Source organism: Variovorax sp. YR266 (genome assembly GCF_900107295.1).
In the GTDB taxonomy this organism is placed as follows: Bacteria; Pseudomonadota; Gammaproteobacteria; order Burkholderiales; family Burkholderiaceae_C; genus Variovorax.
Genome location: NZ_FNPM01000002.1, coordinates 309,757 through 327,391 on the forward strand (window position 1 = coordinate 309,757; position 17,635 = coordinate 327,391).

General features: G+C 65.0%; 21 protein-coding genes. 6 read left to right on the forward strand and 15 right to left on the reverse strand.

Going from position 1 to position 17,635, the window contains the following annotated elements:
- Positions 1-3: 3 nt before the first annotated feature.
- The 6 genes from BLW48_RS07020 to BLW48_RS07045 all read left to right on the forward strand — a co-directional run bounded on the left by BLW48_RS07020 (position 4) and on the right by BLW48_RS07045 (position 6,277).
- Positions 4-522: a GspH/FimT family pseudopilin gene (locus tag BLW48_RS07020; RefSeq protein WP_256330722.1), complete on the forward strand. Its 519-nt coding sequence runs from the start codon at positions 4-6 to the stop codon at positions 520-522.
- 130 nt (positions 523-652) lie between these two features.
- Positions 653-1,486, forward strand: a complete 834-nt coding sequence (locus BLW48_RS07025) for a DUF6502 family protein (RefSeq protein ID WP_093173662.1) — start codon at positions 653-655, stop codon at positions 1,484-1,486.
- A gap of 5 nt (positions 1,487-1,491) precedes the next feature.
- On the forward strand, positions 1,492-2,844 hold the full coding sequence (locus BLW48_RS07030) for a DUF5666 domain-containing protein (protein WP_256330723.1): 1,353 nt from the start codon (positions 1,492-1,494) through the stop codon (positions 2,842-2,844).
- Positions 2,845-3,068: 224 nt separating this feature from the next.
- Positions 3,069-3,548 carry a hypothetical protein gene (locus BLW48_RS07035; RefSeq protein WP_093173666.1) on the forward strand — a complete coding sequence of 160 codons (480 nt, stop codon included), beginning with the start codon at positions 3,069-3,071 and terminating at the stop codon, positions 3,546-3,548.
- A 331-nt stretch (positions 3,549-3,879) separates the two neighbouring features.
- Positions 3,880-5,559, forward strand: coding sequence for a sensor histidine kinase (locus BLW48_RS07040; RefSeq protein ID WP_093173668.1), 1,680 nt, complete (start codon positions 3,880-3,882; stop codon positions 5,557-5,559).
- Positions 5,560-5,587: 28 nt separating this feature from the next.
- Complete coding sequence (locus BLW48_RS07045; RefSeq protein ID WP_093173670.1) at positions 5,588-6,277, forward strand: response regulator; 690 nt, start codon at positions 5,588-5,590, stop codon at positions 6,275-6,277.
- A 45-nt stretch (positions 6,278-6,322) separates the two neighbouring features.
- Here BLW48_RS07045 and BLW48_RS07050 read toward each other — a convergent pair whose 3' ends face one another.
- The 15 genes from BLW48_RS07050 to BLW48_RS35360 all read right to left on the reverse strand — a co-directional run bounded on the left by BLW48_RS07050 (position 6,323) and on the right by BLW48_RS35360 (position 17,425).
- Positions 6,323-7,234 (reverse strand): type II secretion system F family protein, encoded by a 912-nt coding sequence (locus BLW48_RS07050; protein WP_093173672.1) that lies wholly within the window; start codon positions 7,232-7,234, stop codon positions 6,323-6,325.
- Between the two features lie 12 nt (positions 7,235-7,246).
- The gene (locus tag BLW48_RS07055; protein WP_093173674.1) at positions 7,247-8,239 is read right to left on the reverse strand and encodes a type II secretion system F family protein; all 993 of its coding nucleotides are present in this window, start codon (positions 8,237-8,239) and stop codon (positions 7,247-7,249) included.
- A 9-nt stretch (positions 8,240-8,248) separates the two neighbouring features.
- Entirely contained in the window at positions 8,249-9,619 is a 1,371-nt protein-coding gene (locus tag BLW48_RS07060; RefSeq protein WP_093058377.1) for a TadA family conjugal transfer-associated ATPase, read from the reverse strand.
- Positions 9,620-9,658: 39 nt separating this feature from the next.
- Positions 9,659-10,810 (reverse strand): CpaE/TadZ family protein, encoded by a 1,152-nt coding sequence (locus BLW48_RS07065; protein WP_093173676.1) that lies wholly within the window; start codon positions 10,808-10,810, stop codon positions 9,659-9,661.
- A gap of 19 nt (positions 10,811-10,829) precedes the next feature.
- Positions 10,830-11,258 carry a TadE family protein gene (locus BLW48_RS07070; RefSeq protein WP_093074381.1) on the reverse strand — a complete coding sequence of 143 codons (429 nt, stop codon included), beginning with the start codon at positions 11,256-11,258 and terminating at the stop codon, positions 10,830-10,832.
- On the reverse strand, positions 11,255-11,713 hold the full coding sequence (locus BLW48_RS07075) for a TadE/TadG family type IV pilus assembly protein (RefSeq protein ID WP_093058432.1): 459 nt from the start codon (positions 11,711-11,713) through the stop codon (positions 11,255-11,257). The genes BLW48_RS07070 and BLW48_RS07075 overlap by 4 nt, the downstream gene beginning before the upstream one ends.
- Before the next feature lie 5 nt (positions 11,714-11,718).
- Entirely contained in the window at positions 11,719-12,990 is a 1,272-nt protein-coding gene (locus BLW48_RS07080; protein ID WP_093173678.1) for a pilus assembly protein TadG-related protein, read from the reverse strand.
- A gap of 45 nt (positions 12,991-13,035) precedes the next feature.
- Positions 13,036-13,212 (reverse strand): Flp family type IVb pilin, encoded by a 177-nt coding sequence (locus BLW48_RS07085; protein WP_093058373.1) that lies wholly within the window; start codon positions 13,210-13,212, stop codon positions 13,036-13,038.
- Positions 13,213-13,300: 88 nt separating this feature from the next.
- Positions 13,301-13,486, reverse strand: a complete 186-nt coding sequence (locus BLW48_RS07090; RefSeq protein WP_093074383.1) for a Flp family type IVb pilin — start codon at positions 13,484-13,486, stop codon at positions 13,301-13,303.
- 89 nt (positions 13,487-13,575) lie between these two features.
- A complete protein-coding gene (locus BLW48_RS07095; RefSeq protein ID WP_093058371.1) occupies positions 13,576-13,791 on the reverse strand; it encodes a Flp family type IVb pilin in 216 nt (71 codons plus the stop codon).
- A gap of 146 nt (positions 13,792-13,937) precedes the next feature.
- Positions 13,938-14,231, reverse strand: coding sequence for a hypothetical protein (locus BLW48_RS07100; RefSeq protein WP_093173680.1), 294 nt, complete (start codon positions 14,229-14,231; stop codon positions 13,938-13,940).
- Positions 14,232-14,242: 11 nt separating this feature from the next.
- Positions 14,243-15,778: a type II and III secretion system protein family protein gene (locus tag BLW48_RS07105; RefSeq protein ID WP_093173682.1), complete on the reverse strand. Its 1,536-nt coding sequence runs from the start codon at positions 15,776-15,778 to the stop codon at positions 14,243-14,245.
- Between the two features lie 24 nt (positions 15,779-15,802).
- Positions 15,803-16,645 carry a Flp pilus assembly protein CpaB gene (cpaB, locus tag BLW48_RS07110; protein ID WP_093058368.1) on the reverse strand — a complete coding sequence of 281 codons (843 nt, stop codon included), beginning with the start codon at positions 16,643-16,645 and terminating at the stop codon, positions 15,803-15,805.
- Positions 16,646-16,678: 33 nt separating this feature from the next.
- A complete protein-coding gene (locus BLW48_RS07115; RefSeq protein ID WP_093173684.1) occupies positions 16,679-17,263 on the reverse strand; it encodes an A24 family peptidase in 585 nt (194 codons plus the stop codon).
- Between the two features lie 15 nt (positions 17,264-17,278).
- Complete coding sequence (locus BLW48_RS35360; protein ID WP_176928961.1) at positions 17,279-17,425, reverse strand: hypothetical protein; 147 nt, start codon at positions 17,423-17,425, stop codon at positions 17,279-17,281.
- Positions 17,426-17,635 lie beyond the last annotated feature (210 nt).

Consider the following 17,635-nt stretch of genomic DNA (forward strand, 5'->3'; position numbering starts at 1 on the left):
CCCGTGAATCGAAAAAGCAAGAGCATCCGAGGCCGTCATGGCGGCTTCACGCTGATCGAGCTGATGGTCACGTTGAGCGTGCTGGTGGTGCTGATCGCCATTGCCGTGCCCTCGTTCGACGGCGTACGCCTGTCGACACGGCTGAATTCCTACGCCACGGCACTGGTTGCGGGCGGCCAGCTTGCGCGCAGCGAGGCCATCAAGCGCAATGCTCCTGTCACCCTGTGCGTTTCGGCCGACGGTGCCAGTTGCAGCACTTCGGGCCAATGGGAAACCGGCTGGATCGTGGTGAGCGGCACAAAAGTGCTGCTGCAGCAGCCGGCCGCGGCCGGCGGTTACCAGTTGCGCGACACAGGAGGGGCGAGCGCCCTCACCTTCCAGGCCACCGGCGTCGGCGCCAGCCCGGCCAGCATCACGATCTGCCGGGCCTCGCCCAGCGCCGGCCAGACCCGCCTGGTCAACATCAGCGCCACGGGCCGGACCAGCGTCAAGCGTGTGGCCGATGGAACCTGCGCCGGGTAAAGGCGAACTGCAAACAGTGGTCCAAAGCTTTCACATGTGACTATTGCACATGACAATAGCGGGCAATGATCGGCGGCTGCTGCCGCTGATTCTCTTTTGAACCGCACCTTCAGGAATAACGCTCGCCTCCATGGAACACCGGCTGGACTGGGCCCTCGCTGCCTGCGCTCGCATTCTTCGACCGGTGGTAAGGCTCGCCCTCGCGATGGGGGTCAAGCACCCCCACCTCGAGGAATTGCTGCGTGACCTGCTGCTCGAAGAGGCCCAGCGAAGCTGGCGCAACCAGGGCGTGCCCAAGCCCAACCTGAGCCAGTTGTCCATCACGACCGGCCTGAACCGCAAGGCGGTGACCGCCAAGGTCCGCTCCACCGTCGACCCCCTGCCCCACACCGAGCTGTCGGCAGCAGCCAAGACTTTCACGTTGTGGTTGCAGATGCTTACTCAGGATGACACTTTCAGGCGCCTGCCCATCACGGCAGGCAATGCCGCGCCTTCTTTCGAGGCCGTGGCGCGAATGAGCAGCCGAGGCGACGTGCACCATCGCACCATCCTCGACGAGCTGGTGCGCCTGCAAATGGTGACCGAGAGCGAAGGCGTGGTCGAACTCACGGCCGACGGCTTCGTGCCGGTGCAGGATCTCCAGTCCATGCTCGCCTTCCTGGGCGACAACGGCCGCGACCATTTGCTGGCTGCCGTCTCCAACACCCTGGGCGAGGAGCCCAGAATGCTCGAGCGGGCGGTGTACGCGCGCGGGCTCACGTTGCAGGAATGCGAGCAGATCCAGCGCCTCGTCCGGGAACGCTGGGCAGCCCTGCACCACGAGCTGACGCAGGAAATGACACAGGCAGTCGACCGCGCTCCTGCCGGAGCAAAGGGGCGCATCAGGGTCGGCATCTATACCTATTACGAAGACGAGAGCGCGCCTGTGCCGCCCCGCCCCTCTGAAAGCGAGCCCAAGCCATGAACACGATGAAGACACCCCGCCGGCTCATGCTCGGCCTTTTGTCCGTCGGCCTCATGGCCCTGCTGCTGTCCTGCGGCGGGGGGGGAGGTAGCGGCAGTGGCTCAGTGGGCGGCCTGGGCGTCGGCACGGGTGGCGCCACGCAGACAGGCACGGGAGGGGATACCTCTACAGGAGCGGGGACAGGAACTGGAACTGGCACAGGTTCCACGGGCTCGGGCGGTGCGGGCGGCGATACGACCGCCGGCAACAGCAACACCGACGGCTCCGGCGTAGGTTCGGGCGGCACCGGCGTGACCGCCGACGCCGCCGGCATCGGTGCTGCGGACGGCCTGGGCAGCATCATCCTCAATGGGCTGCGCTACGACACCGACACCGCCACCTTCACCATTGAAGACGCCACCGAGCTGCAGATCGGCATGAGTGCGCGCGTCGCCGGCAAGGTCGACGCCAACTTCACCAGCGGCGTCGCCACCCAGGTCCAGTCGGCTGCCGAACTGCGCGGCGCGGCCTCGGGCATCGACACCTCGGCCGGCAGCTTCGTCGTGATGGGCACCGTCGTGAGCATCGACTCGGCCACCGTCTGGGCCGACGCTAACGGACTGGCGGACATCAACCTGAACAGCATCGTCCAGGTGTGGGGCCTGCCAAGCGCACCGGGCGCCCTGCGCGCCACGCGCATCCAGATCGCCCCCACACTGACCGATCCGCTGGTCACAGGGACCGTGCAGAACCTGGACCCCGTGGGCAAGACATTCACGCTCGGCCAGCTGACGATCAACTTCAGCTCGGCTGCCTTCACGGGCATGAACGCATCGTCGCTTGCCAACGGCATCATCGTCCGCGCCCGAGGCACTGTCGCGCCGATCGCGGGCGTGCTCACGGCCACGACAGTGCAGGGCTGGTATGCCATCCCCGTGAGCGACGGCATCGCTGTGCAGCTGGCGGGCGTCATCACCGACTTCGCCTCGCGCAGTTCGTTCAAGGTGCTGGGCACGCCGGTCGACGCGACCAATGGGCAGATCACCGGCGGCCCTGTGGGATCGCTCGGCAATGGCGTGAAAGTCGAGGTCGACGGCTTCATGTCCGGCGGTGTGCTGGTGGTGAAGAAGCTGCGCATCCGCAACGTTCCGGGCACGGGCGGCCCGGCATCGTTCACGCTGATCGGCGCGATCGGCGCGTATCAGTCGCCTGCCAGTTTCAGGGTCCGCGGCCAGCCCGTGGACGCCGGCGGCAGCGGCGTCATCTTCGAGAACGGCACCGCAGCGAACCTGGGCAACGGCCAGCGCGTGACCGTTGTCGGAGACCGGGTGGTCGACGGTGTGCTGATCGCGCAGCGGGTGACATTCACCACGCCTTGAGGCTGCCACGGGGCGCCCGCATTGCCTGGGCGCCCTCTTCTTTCGCAATCCACAGCAGATTTCATCCACGGCCTCATGGTCGTGGAGTGCCTCCTATCGACAAGGCCGGGCGGTTGATGTAAAACAAAATAACTAAAGTGAAAAAATCACATTTAAACCCGAACGACCCTCGGACCTCGTGACGAACCGCTCGATACGCACGGAAGGTCCAGATAGGAGCATGTATGCCGCTTACCCTCCTCCTTCGACTTCTGCACGAGAAGTTTCCGGCGACGCTCACGGCTGACCCGGACATCAGGAACGCATCGGTCCTGCTAGCGACCGGACTCATCGAGGCCGAATTTCATCTCGATCACTTCGGCTATCAACAGTACGAGAGCGCCGTGGTGTTCGCCATCACGGACGCGGGACACGCGGAGATCGCCAGCCTGCAGACCGGCAATGTTGCAACGACTGCCGAGGGCCAGGAATGGCCTGTCATGCCACTCGACTACCTGCGCAAGATCGGCAATTCGATCTTCCCCCTGCGCATCGACGATCCAGCAGGGATCAACTCGGTGGCCGTGTTGAATGCGGCGGGCATGGTGGAAGCCACGCTTCCCCCGACCTGCCGCGCCCGGCAGAACCAGCAGAAGTTCAAGCAGGCGGTAGTCCTGCGGGTCACTCCCCTGGGGCGCACGGCCCTGGTTGCACGGCGGATGTGAACTTGGAGGGGCGGCGGGTGGCTCGCCGCAACGCATCGAACGGGTACCTGTAAATAACGTACTTCTCGCCATCGAGGGGGCCGTTCCCCTCGACAGGCATTCGAAAAAGCCTGTGATCTGGATGAATGTTTCTTAATGCAACAGGCGTCACAAATCAGCCGGGCTCATCGACCCCCAATTGTCTTCGACTACGAAAGTAGTAATGTGAAACCTTCACATACATCGCTTTCAGGTGCGAAGAATGAATTCCAAAATGACACCACCGAGCTTTGCCACCCACTCCGGAATGGCCTGCCTGGCGTGATGCGCCTGGTGCCAAGGATCCTTCGCCATGCTGGCTCGCACCACTGCTGCTCCCGACGTCGACGCAAGCGTCGCCGCGGATGCCCTCATGGTGGCCCGCATGCGGATGGTGCTGTCGGTCTCCGCGCTGCTGGCTGTCGCGGTCGATGCCGGTGACAACCGGCTGCAGGTTCCCGTCTGGCTGGCTTTCTCCGGATACATCCTGCACAGCCTGCTGGTGTATGCGTGCACGCGAATGGGCCGCCCGTATTTCCAGGGCAAGGCCATCCACTGGTCCGACGTGCTGTGGTTCACGCTGATCATCTTCGTGACCGACGGCGTCCAGAGTCTTTTCTTCCTCTTCTACTTCTTCGCGATCCTCACCTCCTCGTTCCGCTGGGGTTTCGAGGAAGGCGCCCGCGTGACGGTCGCATCGGTCGCGTCGTTCGCCGCCTGCGGCCTGGCCACCAGCACGGGCGGCGACTCGCCGCAGCTGCTGATGCGCACCACTTTCCTGCTGGCGCTGGGGCACATGATCGTGCACTGGGGCGGCTCGAAGCTGGGCCTGCAGCGGCGCCTCGCGCTCCTGGGCGATGTCTGCCAGCTTTCGAACCCCCGCTTCGGGGCCGGCCGCACCGTCGCCCGCACGATGGAAAAGACACTGGCCTTCTTCAGGGCAAGCCACTGCATCCTCCTGACGCGGGACACTTCCACCGGCAACTGGATCCTGCGCACGCTGCGCAAGAACGACGCCTGCGAACACATCAGCGTCGAGACGATCGGCCGCATCGCCGAATCGCCTCTCATGGCGCTGGCGCCGGACCACACCGTGCTCTGCAACCGCCTGCCCTGGCCCATGAACTGGCTGTGCGCGCAAAGCCATGTCTTCGAAGCCGGCGCAAGCGGCTGGCGCATAGAGGACGACGAAGGCGCGCAGCGCTGCGCCGCAGTGATCGCCATGCTGGAGGCCCGCGCCTTCATCAGCGCCCCGCTGCCGATGCGGCTGGGCGAGGGCCGGGTCTTCGTGTCGTCCCGTGACGGACTGTTCAACAAGTCCGACGCGCTGTTCCTGGCGCACCTGATGGAACAGATCTTCCCGGTCATCGAGACCATCGAGGTGCTCGACCGGATGGCCTCAGAGGCCGCCGCTACAGAGCGCCTGAAATTCGCGCTGGACCTGCACGACACGGCCGTGCAGCCGTACATCGGCCTGCGGATGGGCCTGTGCGCGCTGCGCAAGAAGGCGGCCGCCGACAACCCGCTGCGCGAAGACCTCGACAAGCTCGCGAGCGTGGCCGACGGCGTGATCGCCGACCTGCGCAGCTACGCCGGTGCGGTCAAGCACAGCGCGAACAGCCCCTGCGGGCTTGTACTGCCCCATCTGCATCGCCAGGCCGAGCGGATCAAGGGGCTCTACGGCATCGAGATCGCCATCACCGTCGACGGCCAGGTCCAACTGGACGACCGGATGACCGCGGAAGTCCTGCAGCTGGTGGGCGAGGGATTGAACAACATCTGCAAACACACCCAGGCGCGTCACGGCAGCATCCGCCTCGGCTGCAAGAACGGGCAGTTACAGCTGCGCATCGAGAACGAAGCCTGCGAAGAGAGCTTCACGAAGTTCCTCCCACGCTCCATCACCGAGCGCGCTGCGGCCCTCGGCGGGCGGGCGCAGGTGCGCCAGTGCGCGAGTGGCGGCACCGCGGTGCTGGTGGAAATTCCCATCTAAAAAAGACAAGCCAAGGAAGGAATCAGTCATGCAACCAGTTGCCCATTCCATCGGTGTCCTGCTCGTGGACGACCACCAGACCATGCTGTGGGGCCTGTCAAGGCTGATCGACGGCGAGCAGCCGCGCATGCGGGTCGTCGGCACGGCCAGCTGTTGCGAAGACGCAGTGGCAACCTCGGACGACCTCGCTCCCGACGTCATCGTGCTCGACCTCGACCTCGACGGCCGGTGCGCCATCGACATCCTGCCCAGGCTTTTGTCGAACGAGGTGTCGCGCGTCGTCGTGCTCACAGCAGAGCGTGAGCAGCGCACCCTCGACCTCGCCGTGCTGCACGGCGCGCGCGGCGTGATGCGCAAGGACGCCCCGGCCCAGCAGGTACTCGAGGCCATCGAGCGCGTCTACAAAGGCGAGCTTTGCGTCGATGCGCAAACCATGGGCCGCGTCTTCTCTCAGCTGACTTCGGTGAAGAAGCCCCCGAAGGCCGACCCCGAAGCCACCAGGCTGGCGAGCCTGACGCAGAAAGAACGGGAGATCGTCCGCATCGTCGTGGCCGGCAGCGGTGCCTCGAACAAGGCACTGGCCGAGAAGCTCTTCGTCACCGAGCACACGCTGCGCAACCACCTCACGTCGATCTACCAGAAGCTCGGCGTGACAAACCGCCTCGAGCTGTACATCTACGCGGTGAAGCACCAGCTCGATACGGCGCCGGCGCACTGAAGCAGCGCGCCGCACCAGGTTGCCCTGAGAGCGGCGGCACTCAATTCAAGTCCCACTCAGCATCGGCATGATCATCCGGACGACCCGGATCGCCGCCGGCGTGAGTATCACCATCGAGATGCACGGAAAGATGCACAGCACCAGCGGCAGCAGCATCTTGGTCGGCACCTTGGCCGCCAGTTCTTCCGCACGAACCTGCCTCTTGTGGCGCAGATCGTCGGAGAACACACGCAGCGATTCGCCGATGCTGGTGCCGAACCGGTCCGATTGGGTCAGCATGGTCGCGAAGGTGCCTATCTCTTCCACGCCCGTGCGCAGCGCCAGGTTGCGCAGCGACTTCTCGCGCGTAGCACCGGCACGCATTTCCAGGTTGGTCCAGTGCAGTTCCTGCGCCAGCGCCACGCTCTTGACCTGGATTTCGTCGGTGACCTTGGCCAGACCGGCGTCCATTCCCAGGCCCGCTTCGACGCACACGAGCATCAGGTCGGCTGCATCGGGGAAGTTCTCGAATATCTCGCGGCGACGCGCGCGAATGAGCAGGCGCAGCACCAGGTTGGGCAGGTAGCAGCCGGCCAGAGCGGCCACCGCGAGGTACAGCAGCATCTCCGTGCCGTCCGCTGCTCCCGTCGTCCGCATCGCCAGGAACGCGAGCGCGGCAAAGCCCAGCGGCAGCAGCGTCTTCATGCCGAAGTAGACAAGGTAGGCGTCCGGGTAGCGGATGCCGGCGTTCAGGAACCGCACCCGCAGCGGCGACAGAGCCGCCTCGCCGGTAGGCGACGACAACTGCGCGAAAGGACCGACGATCCTGACGGCAGTCTCGGTCCAGGCCGACTTGCCTGCCGATGGCGTTACCGCCTGCAGACGCTGCTCGGTACGCGTCGGAGACATCCAGACCGCCAGGCCGGCAATCGCCAGCGACACGGCCAGGAAAACGAGGATGGGAAACAGTATGGTCATGGCTCTTCTCCTTCAGACGCGAATCTTCGCGATCTTTCGCAAGAGCACGATGCCCACGAGCATCAGCCCCAGCATGTACTTGAGCACTATCTGCCCGATCGGGTCCGTCCATAGCGGCGCCATGAATTCGGGGTTGAAGATGTTCATCAGCGCCGCCAGGGCGAACGGCATGAGCCCCAGGATCCAGGCCGACAGCCGCCCTTCTGACGACAGCACCCGCACCCGCGCGAGCAGCTTGAGCCGGTCGCGAATGAGCTTGCTCAGGTTGCCCAGCACCTCCGTCAGGTTGCCGCCGGAGTCGCGCTGGATCAGCACCGCCACCACGAAGTAGCGCAGGTCGGTGAGCGGCACGCGCTCGCTGAGGTTGGTCAGGGCCTGCTGCAGCGAGACGCCGAAATTCACCTCGTCGGCAACCATGCGGAACTCGGTGGCGATCGGGTCGGCCATTTCCTCGCCGATCATCTGTACGCCACTCGCGAACGAGTGCCCTGCGCGCAGGGCGCGCGTCACCAGGTCCAGCGCATCCGGAAGCTGCCTCTCCATGCGGGCCAGCCGGCGGCTGCGCTGGCGCTGCAGGTAGAGCACCGGGAGCATCGCCCCGCCGATCCCTGCGGCGAGCGCCAGCAGCAGCGGCTGGCGTGCCATCGACGCCGTCACGAAGAACGCGAGCACGCCGAGCGCCCCGCACACCAGCAGGAAGCTGGAAACCGTCCAGTCCAGCCCCGCCTGCAGGATGAAGCGGTCCAGCCGGTGCGCCCGCGGCAGCGTCAGCAGCATGCGCTGCATCCACGGCACCTCGCTGAGCATGCGCTCCTTGACAAGGTGGGCCTGCGGCGTCCGGTCGACCGCGGCGGAAAAAGCTTGCAGCCGCTTCGCGATCTTGCGCGCCTCGGGCCCCTTGTAGGAGCGCCACAGCAGATACAGACCCTCGATCATCAGCAGCACGGTCACGAAGACCAGCACCGTGACGGTGATGAGCGTATTGCCTCCAAGATTGCTGAACATGGCGGTCTCCTATTCGTAGTGCTTCGTCGGCTCGAACATGGTGTCGGGCAGATCCACGCCGTAGGCATGCAGCCGATCCGCAAATTTCGGCCTGACACCCGTCGCGTGGAAATGGCCGCGCACCAGGCCGTCGGGCCCCATGCCAGTCTGGTGAAAAGTGAAGATCTCCTGCATGGTGACCACCTCGCCTTCCATGCCGGTGATCTCCTGGATGCTGGTGACCTTGCGCCGCCCGTCGACCAGCCGCAGCACCTGCACGACCACCGTGATGGCCGACGCAATCTGCTGGCGCACGGTGCGGTGCGGCAGGTTCAGGTTCGCCATGCCGATCATGTTTTCCAGCCGTGCCAGCGCATCGCGCGGCGTGTTGGCATGGATGGTGGTGAGAGAGCCCTCATGGCCAGTGTTCATCGCCTGCAGCATGTCGACCGCCTCGGCGCCGCGCACCTCGCCGATGACGATGCGGTCGGGCCGCATGCGCAGCGCGTTGCGCACCAGCGCGCGCTGCGTGATCTCTCCCTTGCCCTCGATGTTCATCGGCCGCGTCTCCATGCGCGCCACGTGCGGCTGCTGCAGCTGGAGTTCCGCCGCATCCTCGATCGTGATGATGCGTTCGGTCGGCGGAATGAAGCCCGACAGGATGTTCAGCAGCGTGGTCTTGCCGGCGCCCGTGCCGCCGGAGATGAGCATGTTGACCTTCGCCTGGGCCAGCCCCTCGAGCATCTGCGCCATCGGCGGCGTCAGTGTCTTGAGCTCGTTCACGAGGTTCTCCATGCGCAGCGGGATCTTCGCGAAACGGCGGATCGACATCATCGGCCCGTCCAGCGCCACCGGCGCGATGACCGCATTGACGCGCGAGCCGTCGGGCAGCCGCGCATCAACCATGGGGCTGGACTCGTCGATGCGCCGCCCCACCAGCGAGACGATCTTGTCGATGATGCGCAGCAGGTGCTTCTCGTCGGTGAAGCTGACGTTGGTCAGCTCCAGCCGGCCCCGGCGCTCGACGTAGATCTTCTCGTGCGAATTGATCAGGATGTCCGAGACGGACGGGTCCGCCATCAACAGCTCGATCGGCCCGAAGCCGAGCATCTCGTGCTGGATGTCGCGAATCAGCGTGCGCCGCTCGATGTCGTTGAGCGCCTCGGGTTCCTCCTGCAGCAGCCGCGTGACCATGGTCGAGATTTCCTGGCGCAGCACTTCGGGCTTCAGGGTTTCCAGCGCCGCCAGGTCGAAGCGCTCCAGCAGCTTCAGGTGCATGCGCTCCTTCAGCAACTTGTAGGCATCCGACGCAAAGGGCGGTGTGGTCAGATCGGCCGCGTGCCCCTCCGACCGCGAGGCGGGATCGGCTTCGATCGCGTTGAGCTGTTCTCTGAATGACATGGGAACCTGCCTTGCTGTTGAGGAATGATCCGGTGGTACTTATGCGCGGCGGAAGAGCCGCCCGATGAAGCCGGGTGCCGCCTCCTGCTGCGGACTGAGCGTGTGCGCGATCTCGGCGAGCCGCTTGACGAGCGCGCTGCCGCGCGACATCTCCGCCAGCGGCACGCCCCGGTTGATGGACGCATCCACGTCCTTGCCGCCGTCCGGCACGATCGTGAGCGTCGCGCCGACCAGCGAGCGGCGCATGTCCGACAACCCGATCTCCCCGCCGCCGGCGCTGCGGTTCACCAGCAGCTCGACCTTGCCCGGTGCGTAGCCCAGCGACTTGAACACCTGCATCAGCCGCGTCACGTTGCGGATGTGCGGCAGGCTCGGCTGCAGCACGGGGAAGATGCGGTCGGCGCGGTCCAGCACCTTGATCGAGAGCGTGTCGATGCGCGTGCCGAGGTCGAACAGCACGAAGTCGTACATCGGCAGCGCAACCTGCAGGATCGCGTCGATGTGTTCGGCCTTCACCTCCAGCGCGCGCGAAAGATCGTCGGGTGCGGGCAGGATGCTGAAGCCCGGCGCCACGCGCACCACGCTGGCCGCGAGCAGCGACGCGTCGAGGCGGCCGATGTCGCGCGCAACGTCCGCCATCGTGGAGGTCGGCCGCATATCGCTGACATACGACAGCGCATCGCCGAACTGCAGGTTCAGGTCGATCAGGAGCACCGAGCGCTCCCGCGAGAGCTGGTGAGCGATGTTGGTCGCGAGAAAGGTCGCTCCGCTGCCGCCCTTGCAGGGCATGAACGCCACGACCTGGCCAGGGCCGCGCGCCTGGGTGCCGGCCATCTTGAGCCCGATGCGCTCGACGGCGGCCTCGAGCGCAGCGGTGTCAGAGGGCGACGGCAGCACCTCGCGTACACCCGCACGCATCGCGTGGATCAGGAACTCCGGCGTCTGCATGGCACACAGCAGCACCACCGCGATTGCCGGGTGCTGCATCGTGAGCTTCTCCACCAGCACGAGCTCCTGGAGATCGCAGCACATGCCGTCGACCAGCAGAAGCTCCGGAGCCGCCTTCTCGACGACCCACTGCATCCGGCTCTTGCCGCCCTCGAAAAGCGACACATGGTGGGAGCGCGCCTCGAGGACCTTGCGCATGTCCTGGAGATGGTTCGGATTGGGGGAAATGATGGCGATCTTCATGGTCGTGTCCGGTGCGTTGCTAGGAACAGATGGCCGCGCTGTTCGGGTCCTTGCGCATCACCTCGCGCGGCAGGTAAGTGGAAAAGCCCGGCATCGGGATCAGCGGCGCGACACCACCCGCAATGGGCGAAATCCACTGGTAGTTGAGGCCGGTGATGCTGACGGTGACGCCCTGGCAGGTCGCGGCCGTGCAGCCCGAAGGCTCCCACGCCACCGACACAGTGCTGATCTGCGGCAGCAGCGCCTTCATGCGGGCAAGCACCAGCGCTTGCTGGCCGGTGTCGTCGCACACCACCGCATACCTGGCACCCGCGCGTGTTGCCTCCTGGGCCGCATTCCACGTGAACAGCATGCGCGAGAAGTCGACGATGCCCAGCACGAACATGAGAAAGATGATCAGGCCCAAAGCGAACTCGACCGTGGTCGCACCGGTAATGCGTTTTCTCATGATGGCGCCCTCATGGTGGCTGCGATTTCGCTGAAGACGATGTTGCCGTTCGCATCGGCGAGGACGACGCCGATCACCGAGGGAAACAGCGAATGGAATGTGTAGCTGCTAACGCGCACCGTCACCGTGGTGATGATCGGATTCGCCCCTACCGACTGCCAGGTGCAACAGCTGCCAGCCGGCACATTCGAAAGACTCAGCCCGCGCGCCAGCGGCGCCCCGGTGCCGGCCGTGTTGCCGTACACGATCAGGTTGCGCGCCTCGGTGACGTGCGTGCCGGGCGTCTGCACGGACAGGTAGCGCACCGCGTCGCGCGTCGACTTGACGACCGCGTTGTACTCATACATCGCGCGGCCGAACTCGGTGGTGATGAAGGTCATCAGCAGGAGCAGCGGAATGATCAGTGCCAGCTCGATCAGTGCCGCGCCACGCTGTGTGCGATGGGATCTTTTCATGGCGTTCACCTCACCAGCACCGGAACCAGCGGGCCCGCCGATCCGCCAGCCAGCCCGCTGGTGGTGCAGGGGCTGCCCACGGCGCCCGCGTTGCCGCGGAATTCCAGCTGCGTGTCGGTCATCGGAATGCTCAGCGGCTGCAGCATCAGCATGCAGGCGTAGTCGATCACGTGGTTGCTGCCGTCAATGACCGGCACCGTGACGATGCGGCGGTCGAAGCCGTACTGCATGTGGCCTCCGGCAACGTTGCCCGGGTTGGCCAGCTTCTGGAAGCTGTTGAGCGACAGCCCCGTGATCGATTCGCAGCTGTTCGCGCCCTTCACTTTGGTGCCGGTGTCGGCGCAGGACGCAAAGGCGGCCCGCTTGGTCACGAAGTTCTGGGCGGTCGCATCGGCTCCTGCACCCGGCGCGCCGTTGTAGGCATTGAACTGCGTGGGCCAGTTGGATGATGTGTAGGCATAGCCGGTGTAGTCGGGCCGTCCCACGCTCGGATCGCCGGTGTTCTTGTAGATGCCGAAGCGCTGGTTCCAGACGTCGGCCACCGAGGTCTGCACGCCGGGCGTGCCGAGCGTGTCGCCCACCCTGGTACCGCAACGGCCGTTGAGCTCTGCTTCGGTTTCCGAAGCACTATTGCTGCCATCGAGATTGGCCCAGCCGATCTGGCCACCCGTAGCCGCGTTCTGCGCCTGGATGAGAGGTACCCATTCGCCGACGGCGAAGCCGTAGTTCGGTGCCGTGCCGCCTGGCTTCGGCTTCATTGCGACCGGGATGGGGCATGTGGTCTGTGCGCTGGCACGTGTGGCGACCGCGCTCGCCGCGACGCTGCGTGTAGCGGGATTGCCGGTGGTATCGCCAGAAAAGGCGCCCATGGCCTTCATGAGCCAGATGTTGACGTTGGCCTGCGTGTGCGTGCACTGCGCATAGCGAGCTACAGCGGGCGTGGTCGTGAGGGCGTAGGCCGAGTCGCGGAACGTGATGTCGGCCGTGACGATCTTGCCCTGCCCGCTCCAGGTACTTGATTGCATGTTCACACGGTTCGCGTTGCCTGCAGTCTGGCCCGCGCTCACGGCCCGCGTGAGAGCCGTGCTCTGCCCGTCGAGCTCGCGCGCAGCGGACAGAGCGCAGCTGTCGACCGCCGTCTGCAGCTCGGTCTTGACTACGAACAGGTGCCCGAAGTCGAGCGCGATGCCCATGAATCCGAGGAGAAACAACAGAACCAATGCTGCAGTGATGATCATCGCGCCGCGCTGGCGGTGGCCGGGAGTGTGGACTTGCATGATCGGCTTCCTGTGCAGTAGTGGCAGTTTGACAAAGCCTGCGCTTCAGGCGCAGTCGACGCCGCCGAAGCAAGTGAAGACGCGATCAACAAGATCGCTGAGACCGGTGTCGGCTACCAGTGGTCGCAGCGCGATGATCAGCAGGATAGAGATCAAGGCGATGACCAGCGCGTACTCCACCACCTGAGCACCGCCCTCTTCTTTCAAAAAGGACTTGAACATGGGACTACTCCTTTTTCATTGAAAAGATGCGGACTCGATAAGTGAGGCGGCGAGCTTGGAGCGTGCTCCGGCTCGCCCCACCAACTACTTACACGCAACCGCCAGTCGTGGAAGTCAGGCAAGTTTTCACGCGATCGATGAAGAGCGAGAAGCTGCCACCGTTGTCGGTAAGCGCCTTCAACGCAACAACGAGCGCGATCGAGACGACCGCGATGATCAGCGCGTACTCCACCACTTGAGCGCCGTTCTCGTCCTGCAAGAATGACTTGAACATGGGACTACTCCTTTTTCATTGAGAAGAATGCGGATCCGATAAGTGGGGCGGCGAGCTTGGAGCGTGCTCCAGCTCGCCCCACCAAATACTTACACGCAACCGCCGGTTGTCGAAGTCAGGCAAGTCTTCACGCGATCGATGAAGAGCGAGAAGCCGCCGCCGTTTGCGGTGAGCGCCTTCAGCGCGACGACCAGTGCGATCGAGACGACGGCGATGATCAGTGCGTACTCGACGACCTGGGCGCCCTCTTCCTCGAGCATGAAACCGCGAGTCGATTGGCCGATGGCCTGGAGAAAGTTCTTCATGGTTCTTTCCTTTCAAGGTTTGAACAGTTGGAAATCAGGTTTGAAAACTATGGTGTGGTGAGGGAAAAAAGTTCGTTGCAGTTCGTGGCGCTCTCCTTTCCAGGTAAAGACTTCGAGGATCGAATTCGAGAGAAAAACGCAGCCCGTTACTTGCCCGAGCCACCGCCCTGGCCACCGATGCTGCCGCCGATGTTGATGACGTTGACCGCCGGCGGCGGCGACTTGTAGGACTCGTGGTACTGATTCATCGACTCGCGCGCCGAGCGGCCGTCCATGCCAGCGACCGGGTCACCGTTCTTGCCGGCGTTCGGGTTCAGCGTCATCTTTTTCTTTGCGTCGCGCACCGCGTCGCCGAAGCGCGCGTCGTAGTTGGGCGTGACGTGCGAGCAGCCGGTGGCAAAAAGGCATGCGAGCGCAATGGCGGTCGATCTGATGAACATGGCAGTGCTCCTCACGGGGTTTCGCTGGCCGGGGCGGCCGGTGCCGGGGTGGCGCTTTCAAGGGCGCCGTTGAAATAAACCTCGGCGCGGCTGGGAACGACGTGGTTGTCCGTCGGTACCCGCGGCGACTCGGCCAGCGGACGAACCAGGCGCGGCGTGATGACAAACATCAGCTCGGTCTGCTCGTTCTGGAACTCGGTGCTGCGGAACAGCGCACCCATCACCGGAACTTCGCCCAGGCCCGGATAGCGCTTGATGGTCTCGTTCACATTGCTCTTGATGAGCCCGGCGATGACAAAACTCTGCCCGTCGTTGAGCTGCACGGTGGTGTCGGCGCGCCGCACCGTCAGCGAGGGCAGCACCGCGGTAACGCCTCCGACCGTGGTGAAGGGCGAACCGGTCTGCGTCAGGTCTGACACCTCGGACACCATCTTGAGGTTGATCCGGTCGCCGTTGAGCACCGTGGGGGTGAACTTGACCCCGATGCCGAACTCCTTCTCTTCCAGCGTGATGTTCGTCCCGCTGCCGCCGGCGGAGCTTTGCGCCACCGGAATGAAGATCTTGCCGCCCGAAAGGAAGCTGGCCTGCTGGCCACTGATGGCCATGATGTTGGGCTCCGCAAGAATGCGAACCAGCCCGTCGTCCTTCTGGCCGTCGATGGTCAGCGAGGTGCGGCCGATGCGTAGCGCCTGGACCAGGCCCGCGCCCGTGCTCAGGAAATTCGAGATCAGTGAGTAGTTGTTCAGCCCGCCGTTGCCCGAACGCGCAATCCCGACGCGCGCGCCCAGCCGGTCGAGCAGGGTCTTGCTGACCTCGGCGATCTTCACTTCGAGCATCACCTGCTGCGGTGTCGCGATGCGCAGCAGGTTCACCACCTTCTTGCCGTCCGCGCCGTAGGCCGATGCCAGGCTCATCACGTCGTCGAGCTTGAGCGCGTCGCTGATCTCGCCGGTGAGTACGATGGATTTTTCTGCACTGCGCACACGGATGCGGCGCTCTTCGGGCATCAGCTCCGCCAGCTTGGCCTGCAGCGCCATCGGATCGATGGTGACGATCACGTCCTTGATGTAGCAGGTGCCGTCGGCGCTCTGCAGCACGACGTTCATCGAGCCTGCCTGGCGGCCGCGGAAGAACAGGTCGGTCGGGCTCAGCAACGTCACATCGACATCGGCAACGCCATCGCCGGTGTTCGCATTGGCGGTCATGGCCGGCGCGGGCTGCATGCCTGCCGGCACGGCGGCGGCAGCGGCAGCGGGTGCCCTTGCCGACGGCTGGCCGCTGACCACGATGCGCACCACACGCGCCTTCAGCGGAATGACCACCGACTTGCCCAGCACGGCCTGGGTTGGCTGGTCGTCCGGAATGATGGCGGTGCAGCGTCGGGCGTTGGCGGCGTTGCCCGCCGCCGCCGGAGGCGTTGCAAGTGCTGCGGCGGGCATGGCGGCCGTGGCCGAGGCGGTTGCCGCGACCTCCGCGCCCATGGCGGGAGCCGCCACTGTCGCGAGGGTCGCCAGCAGACTGGCGAGTGTTGTTGAGAGATGGCGCACTTGGTGTTCCTCCTGGTGACCGGATCAGAAACAGGTCAGCGAGCTGCCCGCGTGCTGGATGACTTCCACGCACTGGGAAGCCGGCTGAGCGGCGGGGCCTGCACGATGAATACGCGGGCGGGCCGGGGCCGGCGCAGCAGCGGTGGAGACTTGCACGATGGCCTTCTCGCCGAACAACTGGCCCTTGGTGATGCCGCCGGTGGCGACCGTGGTCTTGTCCATCTGGTTGCGAAGCACCAGGGACAGCGTTCCCACGCTGCGTGCCAGGTCGAGCTTTTCGGAATCCTCGAGCGAGAGTTCGAGCGTCACGGCGCTCACGACCTTGGGCTTGGTGTCGTCGCGGTTGGCCTCCTGTGCCACCGCCAGCACCAGCACTTTCTCGAGTACGGTCTTGCTGATCTGCGACGCCTCCTCGCCACGGCCCTTGTCCTGCTGGGCGTTGACCATCACGTCGACGTAGTTGCCCGGCAGCGCGAAGCCGGCGACGCCGACCACGTCGTTTACGCGCACCGTCATGGCTCGCTTGCCACTGGCGATCACCGCCGACAACCCGCCCTGGGTGCCCACCGGCGCCAGCTTGCCTTCCATGATGGCTTCGCCGCGCAGCACGCCGACCTTCACCACGCGGTCCTCCAGCGCCTTGATGTCGCTGAACGAGCCGTGCGGCGTGGAGCCGCTGGGCCAGTCGACCGTGGACAGCATCTGCGCGTTGACGCGGCTGCCCAGTTCGATGTCGACGGCAGCCACCACGACCTTGTTGGACGCGATGCCGCTTTGCCTGGAGATCCACCCGGCCGCGTAGACCGCGGCCGCCAGCCCCGTCAGAAGGGCCAGAAGGATCAGCCCGATTGCCTTGATGTTCTTCATACGAACCTCCGTCGCAGGTAAAAGATGGGAGGGCTAGACATAGCCCAGTTGATGCGCGAGCACTTCGACCACCGTGCCCGCCGCGATGCAGATGCCGTAGGGCAGCTTTCCCACGGACTGGCTCATGTGAACGTGCCCCGTAGGGCGGATGCCCGCCATGCTCGAGATCGCCATGCCTTGCGCCGCCGTCTTGACGTTGGCCAGCATGTGCGCCAAGCGACGGCGGTGGATGGCGAACACCAGTGCCGCCACGCCTCCGGCAATGAAGGTGAAGAGCACCGCCATCAGCGTCTGCTGCGGACCGATGAAGGCTCCTGTCATGGCCATGAGCTTCACGTCGCCCGCTCCCATCAATCCCAGCACATAGAAGGGCAGCATCGCAGCGAAGCCCACGCCCAGGCCACCGAAAGCGCTCATTGCGCCTGCAGTCGGCGTGCGGGCGGCAAGCGTCCCGTAGATGAGCGCGAAGAGCGCCCCGCCGAAGGTCAGCCAGTTGGGGATGCGGTAGGAGCGCCAGTCGCTGACGGCAGCCACCCCGAGCAGCGCGAAAAGCGCGAGCATTCGAACGTCTGTAGCCAGCATTGCCAGCAGTTCGAGAACGGCGTCGAGGTCTTGCATGGTTGGCTCCGTGGGTCAGGCGCTGCGCCGGATGGCGAGCAGCAGGAGCAGGCACACGACCATCACCAGAGCGCCGATCAGCGCGACCTCCATGAACGACATGCCTGCGTCTTCCCGCAGCAGGTTCATGAAGGTTCTTGGCAGTGGTGCGAGCAGTTCCATGCGTGTTCCCCGTTTGTCGTGACCGGCCTGAGTTGCCTGTCTGCCCGGCATGGGCAGAAGCGTTCGGCCTGGGGATGACTTTAGGAATCGCGCTGTCTTCGCACATGAGCGAAGCGCCCCTTTGCGGGGGAGTCAAGCGCCCTGCCCGCTTGGGCTCGGGACCATGACAAACCGCCTACCCGGAGCGTTTCCGGGCGGCAGGAGACACCG

Coding starts and splice junctions, on each gene's coding strand:
- BLW48_RS07025 (WP_093173662.1), top strand. CDS start 653: ATGGAACACCGGCTGGACTGGGCCCTCGCTGCCTGCGCTCGCATTCTT.
- BLW48_RS07030 (WP_256330723.1), top strand. CDS start 1,492: ATGAAGACACCCCGCCGGCTCATGCTCGGCCTTTTGTCCGTCGGCCTC.
- BLW48_RS07035 (WP_093173666.1), top strand. CDS start 3,069: ATGCCGCTTACCCTCCTCCTTCGACTTCTGCACGAGAAGTTTCCGGCG.
- BLW48_RS07040 (WP_093173668.1), top strand. CDS start 3,880: ATGCTGGCTCGCACCACTGCTGCTCCCGACGTCGACGCAAGCGTCGCC.
- BLW48_RS07045 (WP_093173670.1), top strand. CDS start 5,588: ATGCAACCAGTTGCCCATTCCATCGGTGTCCTGCTCGTGGACGACCAC.
- BLW48_RS07050 (WP_093173672.1), bottom strand. CDS start 7,234: ATGACCATACTGTTTCCCATCCTCGTTTTCCTGGCCGTGTCGCTGGCG.
- BLW48_RS07055 (WP_093173674.1), bottom strand. CDS start 8,239: ATGTTCAGCAATCTTGGAGGCAATACGCTCATCACCGTCACGGTGCTG.
- BLW48_RS07060 (WP_093058377.1), bottom strand. CDS start 9,619: ATGTCATTCAGAGAACAGCTCAACGCGATCGAAGCCGATCCCGCCTCG.
- BLW48_RS07065 (WP_093173676.1), bottom strand. CDS start 10,810: ATGAAGATCGCCATCATTTCCCCCAATCCGAACCATCTCCAGGACATG.
- BLW48_RS07070 (WP_093074381.1), bottom strand. CDS start 11,258: ATGAGAAAACGCATTACCGGTGCGACCACGGTCGAGTTCGCTTTGGGC.
- BLW48_RS07075 (WP_093058432.1), bottom strand. CDS start 11,713: ATGAAAAGATCCCATCGCACACAGCGTGGCGCGGCACTGATCGAGCTG.
- BLW48_RS07080 (WP_093173678.1), bottom strand. CDS start 12,990: ATGCAAGTCCACACTCCCGGCCACCGCCAGCGCGGCGCGATGATCATC.
- BLW48_RS07085 (WP_093058373.1), bottom strand. CDS start 13,212: ATGTTCAAGTCCTTTTTGAAAGAAGAGGGCGGTGCTCAGGTGGTGGAG.
- BLW48_RS07090 (WP_093074383.1), bottom strand. CDS start 13,486: ATGTTCAAGTCATTCTTGCAGGACGAGAACGGCGCTCAAGTGGTGGAG.
- BLW48_RS07095 (WP_093058371.1), bottom strand. CDS start 13,791: ATGAAGAACTTTCTCCAGGCCATCGGCCAATCGACTCGCGGTTTCATG.
- BLW48_RS07100 (WP_093173680.1), bottom strand. CDS start 14,231: ATGTTCATCAGATCGACCGCCATTGCGCTCGCATGCCTTTTTGCCACC.
- cpaB (WP_093058368.1), bottom strand. CDS start 16,645: ATGAAGAACATCAAGGCAATCGGGCTGATCCTTCTGGCCCTTCTGACG.
- BLW48_RS07115 (WP_093173684.1), bottom strand. CDS start 17,263: ATGCAAGACCTCGACGCCGTTCTCGAACTGCTGGCAATGCTGGCTACA.
- BLW48_RS35360 (WP_176928961.1), bottom strand. CDS start 17,425: ATGGAACTGCTCGCACCACTGCCAAGAACCTTCATGAACCTGCTGCGG.